The 21,655-nt window shown below is 57.4% G+C and carries 17 protein-coding genes; 15 read left to right on the forward strand and 2 right to left on the reverse strand.

Annotated features, from left to right (window positions below; all coding sequences use genetic code 11):
* The first annotated feature begins 163 nt into the window (after positions 1–163).
* Entirely contained in the window at positions 164–1,453 is a 1,290-nt protein-coding gene (locus ACIGJB_RS32225) for an NAD(P)/FAD-dependent oxidoreductase (RefSeq protein WP_483734924.1), read from the forward strand.
* Here ACIGJB_RS32225 and ACIGJB_RS32230 read toward each other — a convergent pair.
* Both ACIGJB_RS32230 and ACIGJB_RS32235 read right to left on the reverse strand, forming a co-directional pair.
* On the reverse strand, positions 1,429–2,361 hold the full coding sequence (locus ACIGJB_RS32230) for a LysR substrate-binding domain-containing protein (protein WP_483734925.1): 933 nt from the start codon (positions 2,359–2,361) through the stop codon (positions 1,429–1,431). The genes ACIGJB_RS32225 and ACIGJB_RS32230 overlap by 25 nt on opposite strands.
* A gap of 1,165 nt (positions 2,362–3,526) precedes the next feature.
* A complete protein-coding gene (locus tag ACIGJB_RS32235) occupies positions 3,527–4,507 on the reverse strand; it encodes a LysR family transcriptional regulator (RefSeq protein ID WP_483734926.1) in 981 nt (326 codons plus the stop codon).
* A gap of 781 nt (positions 4,508–5,288) precedes the next feature.
* Between ACIGJB_RS32235 and ACIGJB_RS32240 the strand changes: the two genes are divergently transcribed.
* From ACIGJB_RS32240 to bktB, 14 genes are all read left to right on the forward strand, one after another.
* Positions 5,289–6,548, forward strand: coding sequence for an MFS transporter (locus ACIGJB_RS32240; protein WP_483734927.1), 1,260 nt, complete (start codon positions 5,289–5,291; stop codon positions 6,546–6,548).
* Positions 6,549–7,120: 572 nt separating this feature from the next.
* Positions 7,121–7,525 carry an IS66-like element accessory protein TnpA gene (gene tnpA, locus ACIGJB_RS32245; RefSeq protein ID WP_483733012.1) on the forward strand — a complete coding sequence of 135 codons (405 nt, stop codon included), beginning with the start codon at positions 7,121–7,123 and terminating at the stop codon, positions 7,523–7,525.
* The gene (tnpB, locus tag ACIGJB_RS32250; RefSeq protein WP_058698242.1) at positions 7,522–7,860 is read left to right on the forward strand and encodes an IS66 family insertion sequence element accessory protein TnpB; all 339 of its coding nucleotides are present in this window, start codon (positions 7,522–7,524) and stop codon (positions 7,858–7,860) included. Before tnpA ends, tnpB begins: the two co-directional genes overlap by 4 nt.
* A gap of 70 nt (positions 7,861–7,930) precedes the next feature.
* Complete coding sequence (tnpC, locus tag ACIGJB_RS32255; RefSeq protein WP_483733013.1) at positions 7,931–9,529, forward strand: IS66 family transposase; 1,599 nt, start codon at positions 7,931–7,933, stop codon at positions 9,527–9,529.
* On the forward strand, positions 9,433–10,599 hold the full coding sequence (locus tag ACIGJB_RS32260; protein ID WP_483734928.1) for an MFS transporter: 1,167 nt from the start codon (positions 9,433–9,435) through the stop codon (positions 10,597–10,599). The genes tnpC and ACIGJB_RS32260 overlap by 97 nt, the downstream gene beginning before the upstream one ends.
* Before the next feature lie 325 nt (positions 10,600–10,924).
* Entirely contained in the window at positions 10,925–11,239 is a 315-nt protein-coding gene (locus tag ACIGJB_RS32265; RefSeq protein WP_483734929.1) for a YidH family protein, read from the forward strand.
* Positions 11,240–12,211: 972 nt separating this feature from the next.
* A complete protein-coding gene (locus tag ACIGJB_RS32270) occupies positions 12,212–13,474 on the forward strand; it encodes an NAD(P)/FAD-dependent oxidoreductase (RefSeq protein WP_483734930.1) in 1,263 nt (420 codons plus the stop codon).
* Positions 13,475–13,501: 27 nt separating this feature from the next.
* The gene (locus ACIGJB_RS32275) at positions 13,502–13,822 is read left to right on the forward strand and encodes a 2Fe-2S iron-sulfur cluster-binding protein (protein ID WP_483734931.1); all 321 of its coding nucleotides are present in this window, start codon (positions 13,502–13,504) and stop codon (positions 13,820–13,822) included.
* 160 nt (positions 13,823–13,982) lie between these two features.
* Entirely contained in the window at positions 13,983–15,254 is a 1,272-nt protein-coding gene (locus tag ACIGJB_RS32280) for a cytochrome P450 (protein ID WP_483734932.1), read from the forward strand.
* Positions 15,255–15,467: 213 nt separating this feature from the next.
* The gene (locus ACIGJB_RS32285; protein WP_483734933.1) at positions 15,468–16,715 is read left to right on the forward strand and encodes a CaiB/BaiF CoA transferase family protein; all 1,248 of its coding nucleotides are present in this window, start codon (positions 15,468–15,470) and stop codon (positions 16,713–16,715) included.
* Positions 16,716–16,761: 46 nt separating this feature from the next.
* Complete coding sequence (locus tag ACIGJB_RS32290) at positions 16,762–18,183, forward strand: aldehyde dehydrogenase family protein (RefSeq protein WP_483734934.1); 1,422 nt, start codon at positions 16,762–16,764, stop codon at positions 18,181–18,183.
* A 387-nt stretch (positions 18,184–18,570) separates the two neighbouring features.
* Complete coding sequence (locus ACIGJB_RS32295; protein WP_483735191.1) at positions 18,571–19,593, forward strand: alcohol dehydrogenase; 1,023 nt, start codon at positions 18,571–18,573, stop codon at positions 19,591–19,593.
* Positions 19,594–19,949: 356 nt separating this feature from the next.
* Entirely contained in the window at positions 19,950–20,129 is a 180-nt protein-coding gene (locus tag ACIGJB_RS32300; RefSeq protein WP_483734935.1) for an SDR family oxidoreductase, read from the forward strand.
* A 199-nt stretch (positions 20,130–20,328) separates the two neighbouring features.
* The gene (bktB, locus tag ACIGJB_RS32305) at positions 20,329–21,510 is read left to right on the forward strand and encodes a beta-ketothiolase BktB (protein ID WP_483734936.1); all 1,182 of its coding nucleotides are present in this window, start codon (positions 20,329–20,331) and stop codon (positions 21,508–21,510) included.
* Positions 21,511–21,655 lie beyond the last annotated feature (145 nt).

The raw sequence follows: 21,655 nt of genomic DNA on the forward strand, positions 1-21,655 counted from the left end.
AATCATCGGAGGCGAATGAAGCGCTGTCGAATCATGATTGCAAATACGCTATCACGAATGCGAAATCGCCAGATTCCGCGTTCACCTGCAATATCGGAACAAGAGCCTGGGCAGGGCCGATCCTGCACCGCGCGCGGCTCCTTAATCCTACCGGCACTCACACATGCAATCCTGCTCGCATCTTCCTCCGTCCCCGCCAGCCAGTACCGATCATCAAGGCACTATCGCCGTCATCGGCGCAGGCATCGTCGGCCTGTGTGCTGCCTTGTGGCTGCAGCGCGCGGGTTGCAAGGTAACGATCTACGACACCCTCGCCCCGGGGGGGGGCGCATCGTATGGCAATGCCGGGTTGATCAGCGTCGACAGCTGCATCCCGATCGCCCTACCGGGCATGGCACGGCAGCTGCCGCGCTGGCTGCTGGATCCCACCGGACCACTTGCCATCCACCCGCCACACCTGCTGCGCGCCTCGCCATGGCTCCTGGCGTGGCTGCGCGCCAGCAGTCGCAAGCGCGTGACCCAGGCCTCGCGCGCGCTGCGAGCACTGCACGCGCCGGCCTTGCTGGCCTATCGTGAACTGCTCGGCGGCGATGCCTGCGATGCGGTCATTAGGACCGGCGGGCAACTGCATCTGTGGTCCGCCAGTACGGGCCAGTCCCCGGTCGACCGGTTGGTAAACGAGCTGCGCCGGCAGCAGGACGTCATGTGCGAGAGCCTGAGCGAAGCGCAGATCCGAGCAATGATGCCGGGCCTGGCTGACCACGTGCGCGGCGGCATACGGTTTCCGAGGCACGCGCACGCAGTGGATCCGCTGCGCCTGACCGGGGCACTGGCCGCCCAGTTCGAGCGCGAGGGCGGCCGCATCCTGCAACGGCGAATCGTTAAGCTGCAACCGGATGGCGCCGGATTCCGGCTGTGGACCAACCTGGGCGAGGTCTACGCGGGGCGCGTGGTCGTGGCCGCTGGCGCCTTTTCGGGGGAGTTGCTGCGCCCGCTCGGCATCCGACTCCCGCTGGAAGCGGAGCGTGGTTACCACGTACAGTTGCCCGATCCCGGGGTCACCGTGCCCTATCCCTTTATCTACAAGGACAAAGCCGTTGCCGTAACGCCGATGGACGGTGCCCTGCGCTTTGCGGGAACGGTCGAGATTGCGGGCCTGCGGCATCCGCCTGACGAGCGGCGGACTGAAGCCATCCTAGCAACGGCCAGGCGCCTTTTTCCCGGCATCAACACACGCGGCGCCAGCATGTGGCTCGGCCTTCGTCCATCGACGCCGGACAGTGTGCCGATCATCGACGAGGCGCCGCGCCATCCGGGGCTCTACATTGCATGCGGGCATGGTCATACAGGACTGACGGGAGCCCCCATGACTGGCCGGCTCGTGGCGCAGCTCATCACCGGCGGACCCGCCCCGATAGACCTGGCATCCTACCAGCTGGCACGCTTCCGCTGAATTTCCTGGCCTGCCATCTCTGCCATGATGCAGCGCGCCAAGGCTACCAGCGGCTGGGGGTCGAAATCCGGTGTCTTGGATTTCAGCCAGTAGGCACGATACGTCAGGTGGCTCGGCGCCGCGAACTGCCTGACAATCAGGCGAGCCGGATCAAAGATCTGGGCAGGTAGGCAATCGAACAGGGTAAAGCCTATACCCGCCGCAACCATACCGCAAGCTGCGATGGCGGCAGGGCATTCCGCCACCGGGACGGGTGTGGCGCCGCAGTCCCGGAACGAAGCCGTCACCAGTTCCTCGATACCTTCAATACTCGAAAGCGAAATCATTGGCTCGCTGAGGAGTTGCGCCGGCGTGACCACATCCTGTCGAGCCAGCGGGTGGCTGGGCGGCAAGTAGCACAACATCGGCAGTTCCCCAATTACTTCGCTCTCCACGCCAGGGACAGGCGGCACCTCGAGCGCGAAGCCAATATCAGCCTTTCTGGAGCTGATTAACGCGGCAACATGATGCGCGACACGGGAATGAACTGAAAGAAATACGTCAGCGCAGCGGTGTGCATAACTCGCAGCCAGCCTCGGGAGGACGGCCGCACCAAATGCCGGTGTGCAGGCAACCGAAAGATGCTTGCGCTGGTTGCGCTGAATACGCTCACAGAACGCGTTAATGGAATCCAGCCCGATAAAGGAACGCTCGATTTCCTCAAACAGCTGGTCTGCGCTACGTGTGGGCAACAGACGCCCGCCACGTCGCTCAAAGAGCGTAAAGCCGAGGCGCTCTTCAGCGTCGCGCAAGATGTTGCTGATCGCCGGCTGCGTGAGATGCAGGCGCGTCGCCGCGCCCGTCACCGAGCCCGTCAGGACAATCGCGTGGACTGTCTCGATATGGCGAAAACCCAGTTTTCTTCTCATGTAGCCGCTTTCTTCCCCCGTCATCTCATTGGAACATTAATTTAAGGAAACGCAACCCTGCCGTATCCAGCTGCAGGGAAACAATCACTCTGTCCCGTCCCTTCCAAACATCCGATATCCCATCGCCCGGTACCCGCGTTGGCGGCGAACGCCTCACGATCAGTCATCGACGCCATACTCGGCAAGCAATACCCATCCAGCATGTCGAGACTCGTCGTCTCATCCGATGTCGGGTCAGACAGCAGAAACTGATCGAGTTCGTCCATTTCCGCGTCGGACAGGGGGGGCCATCATTCGCAAGGGGTTAGAAGGCGAGGTCGGCACGTCGGCGGCTCCAAAGGCAGAAGCGCTCTATTTTAAGGCGGCTATCGTCCTACTGCAGGCTGATGATCAGCCCGCGCGTGGCCCCGCGCTCGAGGACGGCACGCCGGGCCCGGTCGTGGGCTGCTACGCCGAGTGGATGCCGTAACAGACTGCCCCAGGCCGCCAAGGCCGAGGCGCAGGCCTGATATGGAGCGCCGGCCTCGCCGAATATCGACGGCTGACCATGCGAACAAGGGGCGCAAGCGTCAGCGAAAGGGCGTGAGAAGGCGCTCGGACCTCGATATTGGCGGAAATAGCAATCTGCAACAGCAACACCAGCGCGAGATCGCAAACATTGGGGGCAAGCCGTCAAGGCGAAGCGCTGAAGGAGCTGGCACCTCAGATTCTTGGTGAGGCGCCAAACTTGGTGCGTGCAAACGCGTTCGACAAGCAATCCGAGCCGGCAGTGGATTGTGCCGCTTTGCGCGCCTGACTCATGTTGATATCCCAAGGCTGGAGGCGCTTCAAACGCCAATGGCGTGGGTGTCAGACCGAGATCAGCTCCCATATTGCTTCGACTGCCTTGTGCTGAATCTATTCGACGTTTTCTCGCCTCGCCGGAAACGGGATTGGCTTGATCCGCACACGGATGTCTGCCAAGTCCCTGGCCATAGACTGAATGCGCTCTCGCCATGCACGCTACGCATCTGCCGCAACCTCACTGCGGTGCTCCGTGAGATTGGCAAGCGTCATCGCAAGGGTGAGTAATCGGGTCCAGATTACTGCATTGGCGGAAATCGTGACCGCCATTGGCGGACATAACGATCTGCAACAACAGTAGGCGAAAGATCGCGGCCAGTCGTCAGGCGGCGAGTAAACTAGACGCCAACGCAATAAGCCGCTTCGCGACCTCCCGAGTCGCCAGTGTGTCAGGGCGTTGCGGCGCCTTTGCTAATACCACTGCTTCCGATAAAGTCGGTTCAATAATAGGTATGGCTTCAAGCTCGGTCGTCTCTCCAACGGCCAATTTTCCGAACATCATTCCGTATATACGTCCTTGCTTGATAATCGCATGCTGAAGGCGAATTGAATCAGCCTCGGCCTGTACTAATATCCGTACACCTTTAGATTGTGCCACGCCGTCCAACAAGGAACGCAAAGCATGTGGCCGACTTGACACGACCAACGGAATCCCTTCCAAGTCGTCGAACGCCACATTTGATCGGCCCCTAAATATACTGTCGCGACGGGCAACCAGGTGCAGCGCTTGCTGCGCAATCAAGAGCTCTCCTCGGGCCAAGCTTGTCGCGTCTCGTAACAGAAGCGAGCAGTCGACACGGCCCTCGGCCAGCCATTCTTCTAGCTGCCCGCTTGAACCTTCAACCAGGTGTAGTTGTACATGAGGATACTTTTCAAGGACGTCCGAAAATAGCCTGCCGGCTAACGACGGAACCATTGCCGGCAGTATGCCGATTTTTACGACACCCATAGGCGCTTTACTAATTGTCCGCATTTCGTCAGCAAGATATGCCGCCTGCGTGATCAACTCTTTGATCCTTGGGTAAATATGTTCTCCGAATTCTGTCAGTATGACTCCGCGACCAGTCCGCCGAAACAACTTGCTACCGCATTCGAGCTCAAGCTGACTGATATGTCGGCTCACTGCTGACTGCGGCATTGCCAACGCCAAGGCTGCCCTTGTTAGGCTATGAAGTTCGCCAACTTTAACAAACAGTTCCCATCGAGGATCGAGGATGGCAGGAAGTCTGAACTTTTCGGTTGTGTCGCTCTGCATTATTTTTTGCGTCGGAAAATATTTGTTATCTTCATTCAGACGATTCACCAAGTGCTTGTATTAGGTGCATTTACCTATAGACAATGAGGTTTTGAGGGAGGGTCTGCCAAAACACGGTCTTACCAAGATGTCATTGGCGGCTTTGGTCGAAAGGTGAAATATACGGCCCAGAGGCTTGTCCGTCGAGCCGTCTTGCATAGCTTGCATAGCTGCTATCACAAATTCCGAGGGGCGCTCAATGCGCGTGACGTTTAGGATCGTTATGTCACCGGCATTTTCCTCTGACCTGCGGGTAGCCGGTCGACTCAAGTACCAAGTGCATACCCAGTGGCACAACTGGGCCTGACCATGTTTGGAGACTACGTAATGCATCAAGCACATCACCGTTCCGCTGCCACGCAGCATGTCAGCGATCGACCCCTCGCCGCATCCGTTCGGGCCGAATCCTTCGCGCTTATGTGCTCGACCAACCCATAGTGCATCAGACCTTCCTGGGCATGGTAAGCCTATATTCAGGGCGAGCGCACGATGATGTCCGTGACCCGTCGGCAAATCCCCCTACTGTCCCGGTGTCTTGGCCACGTGCGTATGCCAGTTTCATTTCGCCGTTCTGCGCGTGGCGCCAGCGCACTGCACAAAGCTGTTTGATGCTTCTTTACGGAGTTGGAGCGACACGATGAGTTCTCAAATGCACAACACTGCCCCCGAGCCTCAAGGGACGTTTGTTCACCAAGTTGCGAGCAGTAGAACGACTTCAAGCCAACATGGCTCGGCGCCATGTGAAGCGGCACCGGCGCGGTCAATCACGAGAGCGTGGGCTGTAACGATTATGCTGGTCCTGCTTGCGGTCGTGAATTGGATGGACAAAGCAGTCCTCGGCATGGTCGCTGTCCCACTGATGGCCGAACTCAAGTTGAGTCCAACGGAGTACGGCACACTGGCGGGAGCCATCTATTTTTTGTTCTCGTTCTCCGCAGCAACCGTTGGCTTCCTTGCCAACCACCGATCTGCGAAGTGGATCTTGTTTTGGATGGCGGCCCTCTGGTCCATTTGCCAGTTCAGCATATGGCTCGCGCCGTCTTTCGCAGTGATACTAGTTTCGCGAATTCTCCTCGGCTTAGGTGAGGGCCCCGCATCTGGGCTTTCTTACCATGCGGTTGGAAAATGGTTTCAAGATGGCGAACGGAATCTACCGATAGCGTTGCAAAGCATCGGAGCCTTTGCAGGCATTGCAGTTGCAGCGCCCGGACTCACCTGGGTTGTGAGCAACTATAGCTGGCACGCTGCATTCCTTACCGTTGGCCTCGTCGGACTGATATGGATGATCTTTTGGACTTTTGTGGGAAAGGAAGGTCCGTATTCCGGTGGTTCGAAGTCGACCCAGTCTCCGTCGTTGGCAGAAGCTGATTTACAGGTTCCGTATAGGAAGCTCCTTCTCAATCCCACTTTTATCGGTGCGACCAGCGTTGGCTTTGTCGCCTACTGGGCTCTCACGATCGTTTCTGCATGGCTGCCGGCCTATCTCCGCAAGGGACAGGGATATTCCGCTGACCATGCTGCAAGTATTATGCTCGGTGTGTCCCTTACCGCCATCTTTTTTCTCGCAACGCAGGCAATGACCGCACAAGCTTTAATGGCACGAGGGGTTAGTACACGCATTGCGCGAGGAGTGATGGCTTCTGCTAGCGTCGTCATCGCGGGAGGTCTCATTGTGGCGAGTACAATGATAGCGCCCGGAGGTGTCCAAACGGCCACGATTTGCGTTGGGTTCGGTCTCGTGCTTGTCACTTTCACGACAGGCGCAGCGATTATCTCGGAGTTTGCTCCCGTCCGGCAGCGCGGCGCGCTTCTCGGCATATACGTTGGTACGCTATCGCTTAGCGGTGTCGTTTGCCCTTCTATTTTCGGGTTCATCGTTCAACAAAATGGCTCCGGAATTGATGGATACCATACAGCTATCCTCATTTCAGGGGTTCTAATTGCGTTCGGTGGAATTATTGGGTTGCTGTTAATTAATCCACAACGAGAAATAAATGCGGTGAATCGGTTGATTCAACTCCAGAGAAAGGCAAAAACATTAGTTGATTAGCTTGTGATTCGCTTCTCGAGTTGCCGCACGCGCAGCCAGCAGCAGGGATGACATTCTGCCGGCCACGCGTCGGCAACCAGGCGCGATGACGCGGCTCCAAAGCAAGTTACCCGCGTCTTGATGCGGGCAGCATGACATAGGGAATAGTCGGCGAATCTACGTGGAGGCCCCATCGGGCCAACCAAGAGGTGCGGCTGACGACTGGTGAGGGAGCCAGATGAATGATGTTGATCAATCCAGGGCCCCCGTTCGCAACTTGCTTACTGAATCGGGTCTAGGCACTCGAGCTGAGCGGTACCGCAAGATAACGCCTGCCGACACTTCGATAGAGTCCTTGTATAGTTGGCATGTACTCTTCGTGACCTTACTAATCGGCTCACTGAGCTTTTCAGCAATCATTTCGATACCGGTGTTGCTGAAGCCATTAGCGAGCGACTGGCATGCGGATGCGCGGGACCTCGCACTCGTTCATGGCTTGGCGATGGTCGGTTCGGGGTAAGCGTCCAGTTCTTCCGCCTTGAATCGATCCACGGGATCCTGCATCGTCCCCACGATGGAGGATCGTGGGGACGATGGATCGAGTGTCGACAACTATCGAGCGGCCGCGCCGCAGAGAGTACGGCGCCGAGTTCAAGGCGACGGTACTGGAGCAAGCTCGCCAGCCTGGGGCATCGGTGGCCGGCGTGGCGCTCAGCCATGGGCTGCACCCGAACATGGTGCACAGATGGGTCAGAGAGGAACGTGAACGCCAGATGCGGGCAACGCAGCGCGAGAGCCGTGCGTTTATTCCACTGCATGTTCAGCCTTTGACACCAACCATGCAGCCGGCCGAGGCGGTCCCATGCGAGACGCCAGCTCCGGCAGCTCCCGACGCCATCCGCATCGAGATCCAGCGCCCAGGCGGCACGCTGGTTGTGCACTGGCCTCTGTCAGCGGCACAGCAATGTGCCCAACTGCTTCGGGACTGGCTGCGATGATCCGCATCGACGCGCTGTGGTTGGCCGTCGAGCCCATCGACATGCGTGCCGGCACCGAGCGGCTGCTGGCGCGCGTGGTACAGGTCTTCGGCGCAGCCCAGTCTCATCACGCCTACCTGTTTGCGAACGCCCGCCACACCCGCGTCAAGCTATTGATACATGACGGCTTTGGCGTGTGGTGCGCCGCTCGCCGCCTCAACCAGGGACGATTTGTCTGGCCTGCGGTACAGGCCGGCGCCACCGGCGCACAACTGACGCAGGCGCAGTTCGACGCCCTGGTCCTCGGCCTACCTTGGCAGCGCCTGGAGGACCTGCGCGCCATTACGCGGATATGAGGATGATCACGGCGCGTTGACAGCATAAATCCGGATGGTGGTAGTGCCCGGTGGCTGGCACGATGGTTCCATGCTGAACCTGCGCCAACTACAAGACCAAGGCCTTCAGGACCTCGCGCCCGAGGACGTGCTGGCATTGGCGCAGCAGATGCTCGCACACATTCAGCAGCAGGAACGCGAGATCAAGCTCAAGGACGTCAAGATCGAGAAGATCACCTTCGAGCTGGCGCGACTCAAGGCCTGGAAGTTCGGGGCCAAGACCGAGGCGATGAGCGCTGAGCAGCGCCGGCTGTTCGAGGAGTCCTTGGCCGAGGACGAGGCCAGTCTGCAAGCGCAGTTACAGCAGGCCAAGGGCGAGCCCTCTGTTGAAGACAACACCAGGTCCACGCGCAAGCCCCGTCGCCAGCCACTGCCGGCCCACCTGCGCCGAGTCGAGCATCACCACGAACCCGAGGATACTCACTGCCCAACACCGGGCTGTGGACGGACCATGGTACGCGTGGGTGAGGACGTCAGCGAGAAGCTGGATATCGTGCCGGCGGAGTTCTTCGTGCACCGCCACATCTATGGCAAGTGGGCCTGCCGCTGCTGCCAACGCCTGGTACAGGAACCCGTCGAACCCCAGATCATCGACGGTGGGCTGCCTGCAGCCGGGCTGGTGGCGCACACGCTGATCAGCCGCTTCGTCGACCATCTGCCTTACTACCGGCAGGAGACGATCAACGCCCGTTCGGGCGTACACACGCCGCGCTCAACACTGGCTGCCTGGTCCGGACGTGCTGGTGCGGCGCTCGAACCGCTCTATGAAGCGCACAAGCGCTTCGTACTTGCAGCAAGGGTGCTGCACGCCGACGAGACGCCGGTGGCATTGCTTGACCCGGGAGCCGGCAAGACCAAGCGAGCGTACGTCTGGGCCTACTCGCGCGGCGCCTTCGATCCACTGCCTGGCGTGATCTACGACTTCTGTATTGGCCGAGGCGCGCAGTACCCGATTGCCTTCCTGGGAGGTGCCAGCGAAGACCGCAACGAGCGATGTTGGCAAGGTACCTTGGTGCGCGACGAATACGCTGCCTATGACAGCGTGTTGCAAGCCAGCCCCGGTCGCGTAGCGGCGGGATGTCTTGCTCATGCCCGACGTCGGTACGACGAACTGCTGCGGAACCAGGGCAACAGCACGGTCGCCCCAGAGGCGCTGCGTCGCATCGCGCAGATCTACCGTCTTGAGCGCGAGCTCGCCACGCTGAGCAGCGAGCAACGTCAGGCCAGGAGGCACAGCGACGCCAAGCCGCTGTGGGAGCAACTGCATGCCTGGCTGCAACTGGAGCGGTCACGTGTGCCTGACGGCAGCATCACAGCCAAGGCGCTCGACTACAGCCTCAAGAACTGGCCGACGCTGACGCACCACCTCCTCGATGGAGAGGTCAGTGTGGACAACAACAGCCTAGAAAATCTGATCCGCCCCTGGGCCCTAGGAAGGCGCTCGTGGTTGTTCGCTGGCAGCGAACTGGCCGGTCAGCGCGCCGCGGTCGTGATGAGCCTGGTGCAATCAGCCAGGCTGCAAGGGCACGATCCATGGGCCTACATCACCGATGTGCTGACCCGCCTGCCCACCCATCTGAACAGCCGCATCGACGAGCTGCTTCCCCACAACTGGCGTCCCGCACGCTGAGCGCGTCTGCTCTCTCACAACCGCTCCCAACCGGCAAGGTGGGACGGCGAGACGCTTACGGTTCGGGTATCGGGGGGGTGGTGCTTGGCAGGATCTTCGACCGTATCGGGTTTTTCCGAATCTCGTTGATCGGTGCGATGGCGACTGGCGCGGGCCTGTTTCTGGCGTCCCGCGCCTCGACTATCGGCCAGCTTGAACTTGCATATGGCGTACTGGTAGGTGGACTTGCGCAGGGGGCGTTCTTTGGACCGCTCGTGGCGGCAGTAAGCTTATGGTTTGATAAAAATCGACCGCTTGCAATGTCCATTGCAGCTTGCAGCCAAGGGGTTGGCGGATTGATCGCTCCGCTCTTACTAAGGCTGGGCGCACAGGCATACGGTTGGCGGGCGACGCTTGCTTGTTTTGCGATCATCGCGGGCACTCTGATCGCCACAGCCTCGCTAGTCTTTAGGCGTGCGCCGCCAGCCCGTGCGCCTGAGCGGGAACTCACAGTGGCACGTGGACGGGATAATCCTTCTCCGCCTTGGCGCTTTGTTGGCTATTGTTCGGGAATTGCACTATTCAACCTTGCTACCTTTCTGGTATTGGGACATCTGGCCGCATATGGCGAAGAGCGAGGCTTCACCACCGTTCATGCGGCACTGCTAATGCCGATGTTGCTAGGGTCCACATTGCCCCTCAGACTCGGGCTCGTCCTACTAAATAAGTGGTGTGGTACGGATCGAATGCTAGCCATTAGCGGATTCGCCCTGATCTCAGGGCTTTGCATGTTACTCACGTCAACCACTTATATTGGCATAGGGATTTCGGTCATGGTCATCGGCGTGGGTTTCGGCGTGTACATTCCCGGTTTCGCCGTTGCGGTGCGGGAGATGTTTCCACCGTCGGCGGCAGGGCAGCGAATCGGCGAAGTGTACTTCTGGGGGTTCATCGCATCGGGGCTTGGCAGTTGGCTTGGGGGTGTGCTGCGCGACGCGTCGGGAGACTACACACTGAATTTTTTCTGTGCAGCGGGAATGGCAAGCATTGGACTAGTCGTGCAGATGAGCATCTGTCTCTTTCGACGCTGATCTCGGATTAGGCGTCGCCTTTCGCTTCCGTTGAAGTGGTTCACAACTTTCTCCCGGTATAGCGTGCCAGAATGTCGGACCGCGTTGCCGTGGATGAATGCGCGCCCCGTAGGCAGCGTACCGCCTTAAGGAATTCCAACTTGTTTCGCGCGAAGGCCAAGCCCTTGCTCAACATGCGACTCTATCAATGTGAATAGGGAGTTCATCGTTGTAGCACTGGATCACGACTGGCCCAATCGTGCCAAGCTTTCACATGAATGATGCATCGTCCTTCGGGTTTGGTACCGCTCGACTAAGTGCATCGTACCCCATCCAGGTGAGAGAAATGTTTAGGAATATCAACAAAGGTAAGTGGAGCGGTGAGGACCCCGACTACCGGCTCTCATTGGCAAACGAACGAACTTTCCTCGCATGGGCTCGCACTGCAATAGCACTTTTGGCTACGGTCGTTGTACTCGACCAGGTAGCCTTGCACACGGCCGACTCGTGCGTGCTGCGCATTTTATGTCTGCTATGCGCGACCACAGCATGCTTAGTCGCCGGGGCTTGCTTTTTCAGATGGCGAAAGACTGAATTAGCCATGCGCCATCTAGAAACCATTCACGCAAGCGATACTCGCCTGTGCTGGCCTGCCAGGTAGCTGGCACGACCGCCGACCGTGCGCACGCCGCAACGCAGGAAGGCCCCATGGACGCTTGATGGCCGGCGACCACCGCCCAGGGACCTATGTCCCACGCTAGCGCAGGCGTTGAGCAGCGACGAGCGCGAACGCAATCTGGCCGCGCCAACGAACCGTGCTTTGTCGGCACGTCGCGGGGGCACATCGTGCCCATGCCGGCCGATGAGGTGCCTATTTGACCAGCGAATCGAGCTTTGGTCGGCATCAAAGGCGCACCACGGCAACGCGCCAGAAAGCTCCAACCCGCAAAGCACGTAGCCGCCGGGCCGTGCCAACTGTGGGGTATTGGGACAGGCGTCGCGGCTCAGCTAACCTCCGCCAACTGTTTGAGAGCGGCACTAGAAGCATCTTTCTAGCCAGCTTTTTCGGAGCACCAGTACACCGCTTATAGCTACGCCGATCGAAGTGAACGTGCTCGCACTGATATCGGCTCCAACTATTCATTCCCTTCGGGCGGGAATAAGTACATGGCTACCCGCTCGTCGTCGTCATGCGGCCCCGATGTTGAAGTGCGGTGTGCGCCACCGGCGCCAATAACCTCGAAAATCGTTTCAAGGTCATCGACGCTGTTGTCGAAGACGGTTTGATGGTCTGCCGCGCAGCCGGAATCTCCGCGTTTTCAAGCGCCAGGTTGAGCGGCCGGTGTAGTGACATTGGCAGGCACGCCCCAGAAGCCTCGAGACTCGTGAAGGGGGCCAGGCCTTTACCACAGCGCAAGACGCGCCGCCCGTACGCTAACAGACGCTGGACAACGCGCCTCACCAGCGCAGTCGCTAACGGACTATTCCTCCGTTTCCTCAGATCTCGGACCGGTGCAGAGTTGACGGATGCCCCGACTTGCTCGATCTGAATAGCTGCTTTATGAGTTTTGCTGCATCGCCTTCCCCGGCGCTGGTTAAGATTCGAGACAACTAGCTATGGGAGCGACGAACTATGAGCGATGAAAGATCCGGCGTAGTCATTGTTGGCGGAGGCCAAGCGGGAGCGATGACAGCAATTACGTTGCGACAGCTCGGCTACGGGAAAGATATCGAGATCATCGGCATTGAACCGTATGCTCCCTATCAACGCCCGCCGCTTTCCAAGGAATGGCTTTGTTCAAAAGCATCTTTGTCTGCACTCGAAATTAGACCTCATGACTTCTATGAGAAGAAGCGTATTCGCCTTCGTCTCGGAGCAGAAGTCACATCAATAGATCCGATTGTTAGAACAGTCACTCTTCATGATGAAACCAAGGTGCGTTATGAACATCTCGTCTGCGCTTTTGGAGCATCGCCTGTTGTGCTGAGTGGATCGGACAGCAAGCTAGAAGGCGTTCTCACGCTCCGGGATCTAAGCGACGCGCAACGCATGAAGGGCGAACTCGGGCGCGCCAGGCGGTTAGTCGTTATTGGTGGGGGATTCATCGGCTTGGAGGTCGCGGCATCCGCGCGCCAGCTCGGACTCGACGTAACCTTGGTGGAGAAAGCTGAACGGGTCCTGGCAAGAGTTGTAAGCCCGCGAATCTCGGCGTACGCGCAGGACAAGCACTCCGCCCACGGCGTTCGGACAATCTGCGGGCTAGGTGTCGCCAAATATAACGCAGTTGCTGGCCGGGTTTCCGGGGTCGTTCTTGATAATGGCGAAGAGCTCGACTGCGACTGCATAGTGGTTGGCATCGGAGCGACACCAAACGACTCAATTGCAAAATTGGCCGGCGTCGAGTGCAACCACGGAATCGTAGTGGACGCTGAATGTCGCACCAGCGTGCCGCACATATATGGGGTGGGCGACTGCACGACGGCTAGCGACGATGTTTATGACCCAACACGCCTGCGAGTCGGTAGCCGTTTTGAGAGCATCGCTGCGGCAAACGACCAGGCGAGGCGTGCAGCGGCTTCGATTTGCGGAATGCCAGCAGCAACGCCTGAAGTCCCGTGGTTCTGGTCGGATCAGTATGACGTGAAATTCCAAATGGCAGGCTTCGCATCAAATGCCGATCATAGCGTGGTCCGAGGTGACGCCGTCTCCGGTGCTTTCGCAATATTCCACATGAAAGATGAAATAGTTACTGCAGTCGAAGCAGTCAATAACGCAGGGAGCTTTGTTCTCGGAAAGAGCTTGATCGCCAAGAGGGTGAGAGTCGATCCGATGAGGCTCGCAGATACTAATTCAACATTTGATTCGGTGGTGGTCACCGGAGAATGCGTGAAATAACGCTACCAAATTCAGAAGGAGATAAAAGTGGCAAAGGCAAAATTTATCGAACATAACGGCACCGAACATACGGTTGATGTAGAAGTCGGCGAGAGCTTGATGAAAGCAGCTCTCAACAATGGCGTTCCTGGTATCGACGGCGACTGCGGCGGTGAGTGCGCGTGCGGAACATGTCACGTGTTCATTGATGAAATGTGGTTAGCGAAGCTTGAGCCGCGTCATCAACGAGAGAACGAAATGCTGGATTTTGCTGCGGGCTCGAGGCCGAATTCAAGGCTCGCTTGCCAAATCAGTATGCGAGAGGACATCGACGGTATCACCGTACTTTTGCCGATCGGGCAGCACTAGGATGTCTCCTCGGTGTCGTTGGCCAATTTCCAGAAGTTCGCAAGAAAGGTCGGCCGCTGGCTAGCTGGACAGCCAAGCAATCAACGACAGATCGAAGAAGACGACTGCCTTTGTGCTTGGGCATCAAATAGGTCTTTTTTTAAGATTATAGGTGGCAGCGATGAACAGTTTAGTGCATCAACATAAAGAGGAACGACTCGATCCGTCGTCGGTTAGTCTGGAGGACATCGATCCTAGCCATCCGGCACACTTCGAAGACGACTCGATTGGTCAGTATCTCGCTCGATTGCGCAAGGAAGCGCCGGTTTTTTACCGCAAGGGTGGGTATTCGGGCGACTTCTGGTCGGTGACTCGCTATCGGGATATTGTCAAAATCGACTCAAACCACGAGGTATTCTCGTCCCAAACGTTCACCGGCATCACCTTAAACGATCGTCCGCAACATCTTGATCGGCCGGCGTTCATTGCAATGGATCCACCAATGCACGACGAACAGCGCAAAGCGGTCAGCCCAATTGTAGCGCCGGAGAATCTCTTGCGGCTGAAAGATGGTATCCGTATTAGGACAGCCGACGTGCTCGACAATCTGAAGTTCGACACGCCATTCGATTGGGTGGAGGCCGTTTCAATCGAACTGACCACTCGCATGTTGGCGACTCTTTTTGACTTCCCTTATGAAGACCGCTATCGCCTAACTTACTGGTCGGATATCGCCCACATGGACCTGAATGCGGGAGGGCCGATCACGACGGAGCAACAGCGCGACGATGAGCTTGCGACAATGTTGGATGTCTTTACCCGCCTTTGGAAGGATCGAGGGTCAAAGCCGATGGCGCCAGACCTTATTTCGATGATGGCGCACGCTGATGCTACAAAGCACTTACCTGATACGCCGCGTGAATTTCTAGGAAACCTTCAACTCCTGATTGTTGGAGGGAACGACACTACTCGCAACACCATGAGCGCCTCCGTCTACTTCCTGGATAAGTACGCTTCGGAGGGAAGAAAGCTGCGCGCGAATCCAACGCTGATTCCTAGCATGGTATCTGAAGTTATTCGGTATCAGACACCGCTTACTCACATGAAGAGGGTTGCGAAGCAAGATACAACCTTCGGAGGGAAAAAAATCCGAGAGGGAGATCGTGTTGTTATGTGGTATCTCTCGGGAAACAGAGACGAGGAGGTCATTTCAAATCCGGATCTCTTCTGTATCGATCGCCCCAACCCGCGGCAGCATCTTTCGTTTGGATTCGGCATACATCGGTGCGTCGGAAACCGGCTTGCTGAACTCCAATTGCAAATCCTGTGGGAGGAGATGCTGAAACGTGACATGCAAGTCGAGGTGCTCGAAGAACCGCAGCGCACATACTCAAATATTATTCACGGCTTTAATTCGATGAAAGTGCGACTGAAAAGGTTCGGCGAAGAATGAAGACGCACCTAAGGTTGATCGTTGAGGAAATTTTGCTGCCATATATGGCAGCGATGGCGCTAGCCCGGGGTTGAGCCATACAAAGGAATCCGCTTCCTTTGTTTGAGGAACTTCGCCTAGCTTCCCGTCGGAAAATGCACGTAAGGTAACAAATTTTAACGATCTGCTTTGAAGTGAACAGAGCAGAATTTTGTTCATCTTACATAGAAATTTATGGAGACGATTGTGCATAGCGAAGGATTCGAACAGTCCGCATCAGATCTTTCCTGTGGACCACTGAAGGGAATCAAGGTTCTTGATATCGCTACGGTAATTGCTGGGCCGCTTTCCGCGACATTGTTAGCCGACCTTGGTGCAGAGGTGCTTAAGGTCGAGATGCCACACAGCGGCGATCATCTGCGTTATCTTCCCCCGCACAAGGACGGCATCCCGCTTTGGCACAAGGTGGTGAACCGCAATAAGAAGGGAATTACACTCGACCTCCGTACTTCAGAAGGTCTGTCGCTTCTTGAGGAACTTCTCCCCTCTCAAGATGTGCTGGTCGAGAATTTTCGTCCAGGAACGCTTGAGAGATGGGGACTGTCCAGTGAACGGATCTTCGAAATCAATCCTCATTTGATTGTTCTGCGGGTCACCGGTTTCGGACAAACTGGACCGTACTGTGGCAAGCCGGGCTTCGCACGCATCTTCGAAGGCCTTTCCGGCTTCACGAACATCTGCGGGTCAGCCGATGGTCCGCCTATGTACGCAGGCTACCCGGTTTCTGACTCCTTGACGGGTGTGTTCGGCGCGATGGCCGTCGCGGCCGCGCTCCATCACCGAGACCGTCACCCCGACCGCCCAGGCCAAGAGATCGACTTGTCAGCAACAGAGGCTATGTTTCGGATAATCGACTTCATGGCGATCGAATATGACCAGCTAGGACATATCCGAAAGCGTTCGGGCAATCTAAGTGCGTACTCAGCGCCCAGTGACGTATACCGGACAAGCGACGACAAATGGATCGGGTTGGCCGTCAGCGCTCCTAGCGTCTTCTCGCGTCTGGCTCACGCATTGGATCGGCAAGAGTGGCTTACAGACGATCGATTTAGCACCAATGTGGCGCGACTGAGTAACCGCGGGGAAATTGAGCAACAGGTGCGGGATTGGTTCCGGGCGCGCACTGCTACCGAGGTTGCGCGAACGCTTACTGACCACGATGTGTCATTCAGCCCAATTTACGATGTTAAGGATATTTTCGAGGATCCGCACTTTGCAGCCAGAGAGGCGGTAGTCAGTGTTGACGACTCAGATTTTGGCGCCGTTCGGATGCAAAATGTCGTGCCAAAATTCTCACGGACGCCCGGTCGAGTTTGGCGATCAGGTCCGTCTCTTGGTGAGCATAACCAGGAGATACTTGGGGATCTTCTCGGGTATGGAAAAGAAGAGATAGATCGACTCATCGAAAAACGTATTATTTAAAACGCGCCACAACCAAGTGATTTTATATAATTAAATCGGATCAAACATGAGCACTACCTTTGAAGTAATTAGTCCTGTGAACGGAGAGACGATCAAGACACTGAATGGAGCATCTGAGCATGAGATCAACGATGCGGTTCAAGTAGCCATTCGCGCTCAGAAGGTGTGGGCTGCGATGGCGCCGGAAGTGCGAAGTGAGCGGCTTTGGGCATGGGGCGCATTGATCGAGAAACATTATGAGGAGATTGCACGGCTAGACACGAGTTGTACGGGAAAGGTACTCCGTGATGCGCGTGTAGATGCACGACGCGGTGCCAGGCATGCCAGATATTGGGCAGGTATGACCGATAAAATCTACGGTCAACAGCTTGCCGATGTTACAGGACGATTGTCTTATACGAAACGAGAGCCGCTAGGCGCTTACCTGGTCATTTTGCCGTGGAATGCCCCCGCACACTCGTTCATGGCGCGTGCCACTCCTCCTTTGGCCTGCGGGAACAGCGTAATCGTGAAGCCTTCCGAGCTTTCACCCCTTTCCGCGTCACGGCTCGTCAGTCTGTCTTTGGAGGCGGGCATTCCCGAAGGAGTTTTGCAGGTCGTACATGGTACTGGAGAGGTCGGTGGTGCCCTTTCGGCGCATCCCGGAATTCGTGGCATTTCGTTCACGGGGTCGCCGGGAACAGGCCGTCGGATCCTTCATGCCGCAGCCGACACATTTAAGAAGGTAACGCTCGAATTGGGCGGTAAGTCTCCAATCGTCGTCTTTCCTGACGCTGATCTCGATTCGGCAGCGCGAGCGGTGGTGATGGGAATCGCGGCAAACGCTGGACAAATCTGCGCTGCCAGCAGCAGGCTCATTGTGCATCGCGAAATTGCCAGTCAGTTTGTGTCGGAATTGCGGGAGCGATTCAGCCGCATTGTGGTTGGCGACCCGAACGACGAAAGTACGCAGGTCGGTCCTATCGTCTGCCGCCGACAGTTCGATCATGTCATGGGGCTTATTGACCGGGGGGTGCAACAGGGTGCGACGCTGGTGACAGGAGGGGGCAAGCCACAGCACCTCCGCGAAGACCGCGGCCTGTATGTTGCGCCCACGCTCCTTGATCTTGGCGATCGAGATCTGGACGTCGGTCGCGCGGAAGTGTTCGGTCCTGTGCTAACCGTCTCACGATTTGACACTGAGGATGATGCTTCCGCGCTTGCCAATGAGACCGAGTACGGCTTGGCTGCATACGTATGGACGTCAGACGCAGGGCGACTCGTACGCATGATGGACGCCATCGATGCTGGAGTGGTGCATGGCAACAGTACGTTAGTGATGGATTCCGGTTTGCCCTTTGGCGGCTTCAAATCTAGCGGACTCGGCGGAGCCTTTGGTATCGACGCGATCGAAGGCTGCACGCAAACAAAGCGATTCACGATTCGAACAGGGGTAGGTCAGTTGCCGCAACAATGGGATGGCGTCTGATAGGCCGTATCTTCCGAGAGTCGGAGGAGACTCATGGAAAACGAGGCTCGGCTCCCTTCCAGGTTCGGCATTCGTTGCCTCGCGGGTCAAACCGCGTTGGCGGACAAGCATCAACGGGGCTCCTGTAGGGAGCAATCACCTGTTGTTCGCCAAAAAAAGACGATGCGCTGCACGACGACCGTTCGGAGTCGTGCAAGCGTGACGAAGCTGTGATTCAAAGCCGGGTTGTGGGGGTGATCGACATCAAAATGTTTTACTTGAATTCATTTAAATGTTACGTTGGGGACGGCGACTTTTCAAAAGTCACTATTTTTAAAAAAAATAGACGCATTGGAGGCAAAAGTGATTAGTTACGATATTATTGAACATGGCGAGCCGCTGCAGAAAGTGCTACGTCGAACCCCAGAGCCAGGGCCGGGTGAAATTCTCATGCGTATCACTCACTCGGGCGTCTGCCATTCGGACATTCACATCTGGGATGGCTATTTTGATCTCGGAGCCGGTAAGCGCTCTTACGTGAAGGACCGAGGCTGCGTTCCCCCGTTTACATTGGGGCACGAGCCGCTCGGTATTGTGCAGAAGGTGGGAGAAGGTGTAACTGACGTCAGTGCCGGCCACACGTACTTGGTGTATCCATGGATCGGATGCGGTCGCTGCGCTGTCTGTGAGTCGGATCAGGAAAATTTTTGCGTGGCAGCTCCGCAGTTTATTGGTGCCTTTAGGAGTGGTGCCTATGCTAGTCACCTCCTGGTGCCGGATGCTAAGTATTTGGTCGATGTCTCTGGCATCGATGAGGGCTTTGCTGCGACGCTCGCCTGCTCGGGGCTAACGGCATACAGCGCCTCCGCAAAACTTCCGGCATTGTCGACACGGGACTACGTGGCAGTCGTGGGTTGTGGCGGGCTCGGCCTAGTATGCATCTCCATACTGAGGGCGAAGGGTGTGAGGAACATCGTAGCATGCGACATTGACGATGCGAAGCTCGCTGCTGCCCGCGAGCAGGGCGCAGCATTCACGGTAAACACCCGAAAATCTGACGCCGGAGAGAACCTAGCTTCAATTGTAGATGGCGCTCTTGCTGGGGCAATCGATTTTGTCGGAACCCCGGAGACAGCACAGTTTGCATTGAACGGTTTGCGAAAGGGAGGGCGCGTCGTTGTCGTTGGACTATACGGTGGCGAGCTTCGACTTTCTTTGCCCCCTATTGCTCAGCGGGCAGTTGGCCTTGTGGGATCGTATGTCGGTACATTGAAAGAGCTGCGGGAGCTCGTGGACTTGGCCAAGAGCGGAAAGCTTATACCTTTGCCAGTGAACCTCAGGCCGAGTGACGAAGTGAGCGACATTCTCGCGGAACTAAAGGCCGGGACAGTGGTGGGGCGCGTTGTCATGCGTATGGCAGATAGCGACTGATCGGCCGGCCTTGTCGATGCTGGCATCGACTTTGCCAATCATGAGGTCGGTGGGGATACCGTAGTGCGCCGGACATGGGGCAACCTGGCCGGTTCGCGCTAGGGCCTTCGCGGCACGTAGGATCTTGGGTGCGGCCTGAAGGCGGTATTCGTGCAGGTCGTCAACAGCGCAGGCATCGTTCATCAGCCATCTGCAATGGAGACATCAGGGGAATCTTTGGGTCCCAGGCACTCGAGGTCAACCTGACTGGAGCCTGGAAGATGACCCGCTCTTTTGCATCACTCGTAAAGGGTGCTGGGCAGCCGGGGAACGTCATAAGCATTGCTTCCATCTTGGGTCTTCGCGTCGCACAGTAAGTGAATGCCTGCACTGTATGCAAAGCTGGCGCTGTCCAAATGACGCAAGCATTGACCCTTGAGCTGGCCCGGATAGGGATCCTGGTTAATGCCATTGCTCCAAGCTACTTTGAGACGGAGCTAAGCCAGAGGTTCTTTCAGTCGGATGCCGGCGCCCCGTTCATCAAGCGTACCCGATGAGAAGGCTCGGTCAGCTCCATGAGTTCAATGGTTCGATGGTTCTCTTGGCATCCGACGCGTCGTCATCCATGAACGGCGCGGTGCCTAGCAGTGGACAGTGATCATCTCGTCAGCTCGCTGTGACGCTGAAGCAACACGTGCGTTAGACACAATTGTTTTCTCGAACGTTGGCGCGCGAGCGCCGAAAAATGGAGTTGTCATGTCCAACGAAGTAGTGGTTCTCAGCGCGGTTCGCACCGCAATCGGCGATTTTGGCAAATCGTTGGCTTCGATGTCCCCAACCGTCCTTGGAGCGCTTGTTGTGCGGGAGGCGCTCAAGCGCACGGAGCTGAGCGGCGACAAGGTCGACCAGATTGTGTTCGGGAACGTCATCCACACGGAGCCCGCGGACATGTACCTGGCCCGTGTAGCCGGTATGGAGGGCGGTCTGTCAGAGCATTCTTCGGCGTTGACGGTCAACCGACTGTGCGGGTCTGGCCTGCAGGCGGTCGTCTCAGCCTCACAATCTCTGGCACTGGGCGACGCTGAGTACATAGTGGCCGGTGGCGCGGAAAGTATGTCGCGCGCGGCTTATTCCTTGTTGGACGCTCGCTGGGGCACTCGTATGGGAGATTCGAAAGTCGTCGACATGATGGTCGGCGCACTGACGGACCCATTCGAGAAGTACCACATGGGCCAAACGGCCGAGAACGTCGCGGCGAAGTTCTCTATCTCGCGTGAAGTACAGGATGCGCTCGCACTGGAATCGCATCGCCGCGCCGCGGCGGCGATTGCCGCAGGGCATTTCAAGTCCCAGATTGTCCCCGTGCCTGTTCGCCAGAAGAAGGAGGTGGTGCTTTTCGACACTGACGAACACGTCCGTGGCGACCTCTCGCTTCAGGACCTCGGCAAACTGAAGCCTGCGTTCTCGGCTACTGGTACGGTCACCGCCGGCAACGCATCGGGCCTTAACGACGGTGCGGCGGCGGTAGTGTTGGCCACCGCGGAAGCGGCGAGCCGAGACGGGCATCGGCCGATCGCTAAGCTGGTCTCGTACGCGCACGCTGGCGTTGCCCCCGCCTACATGGGAATTGGTCCTGTCCCTGCGGTTCGGCTGGCTCTTGCGCGGGCCGAGTTGTCCTTGGACGATATCGACGTCATCGAGGCCAACGAAGCTTTCGCCGCTCAGGCATGCGCAGTGGCCCGCGAGCTTGGTTTCAATCCCGAGAAGATCAATCCGAACGGCTCTGGCATTTCCCTTGGTCATCCGATCGGCGCATCGGGAGCCATTCTTGTGACGAAAGCTGTGCACGAACTGCAACGAGTCCGGGGACGGTATGCACTGGTCACCATGTGCATCGGGGGCGGGCAGGGCATTGCCGCTGTGTTCGAACGCTGCTAGTACAATGTCCCGTAAATAGCGGGAATAAATAATCGCCTGGGGACGTGCCGGGATAAAGCCGAAAATGACACATATTCCCGGAAGCTGGGCCGGCTTTCTGCCGGCCGACAGCGTCGTGTAGTAGCTTGCGAACCTCTGCCGAGAG

The organism is Cupriavidus sp. C2SS-8b (genome assembly GCF_057073745.1).

Coding starts and splice junctions, on each gene's coding strand:
- ACIGJB_RS32225 (WP_483734924.1), top strand. CDS start 164: ATGCAATCCTGCTCGCATCTTCCTCCGTCCCCGCCAGCCAGTACCGAT.
- ACIGJB_RS32290 (WP_483734934.1), top strand. CDS start 16,762: ATGAGCACTACCTTTGAAGTAATTAGTCCTGTGAACGGAGAGACGATC.
- ACIGJB_RS32260 (WP_483734928.1), top strand. CDS start 9,433: ATGGGCCTACATCACCGATGTGCTGACCCGCCTGCCCACCCATCTGAA.
- ACIGJB_RS32230 (WP_483734925.1), bottom strand. CDS start 2,361: ATGAGAAGAAAACTGGGTTTTCGCCATATCGAGACAGTCCACGCGATT.
- tnpA (WP_483733012.1), top strand. CDS start 7,121: ATGGATCGAGTGTCGACAACTATCGAGCGGCCGCGCCGCAGAGAGTAC.
- tnpB (WP_058698242.1), top strand. CDS start 7,522: ATGATCCGCATCGACGCGCTGTGGTTGGCCGTCGAGCCCATCGACATG.
- ACIGJB_RS32265 (WP_483734929.1), top strand. CDS start 10,925: ATGTTTAGGAATATCAACAAAGGTAAGTGGAGCGGTGAGGACCCCGAC.
- ACIGJB_RS32240 (WP_483734927.1), top strand. CDS start 5,289: ATGCTGGTCCTGCTTGCGGTCGTGAATTGGATGGACAAAGCAGTCCTC.
- tnpC (WP_483733013.1), top strand. CDS start 7,931: ATGCTGAACCTGCGCCAACTACAAGACCAAGGCCTTCAGGACCTCGCG.
- bktB (WP_483734936.1), top strand. CDS start 20,329: ATGTCCAACGAAGTAGTGGTTCTCAGCGCGGTTCGCACCGCAATCGGC.
- ACIGJB_RS32270 (WP_483734930.1), top strand. CDS start 12,212: ATGAGCGATGAAAGATCCGGCGTAGTCATTGTTGGCGGAGGCCAAGCG.
- ACIGJB_RS32280 (WP_483734932.1), top strand. CDS start 13,983: ATGAACAGTTTAGTGCATCAACATAAAGAGGAACGACTCGATCCGTCG.
- ACIGJB_RS32285 (WP_483734933.1), top strand. CDS start 15,468: ATGGAGACGATTGTGCATAGCGAAGGATTCGAACAGTCCGCATCAGAT.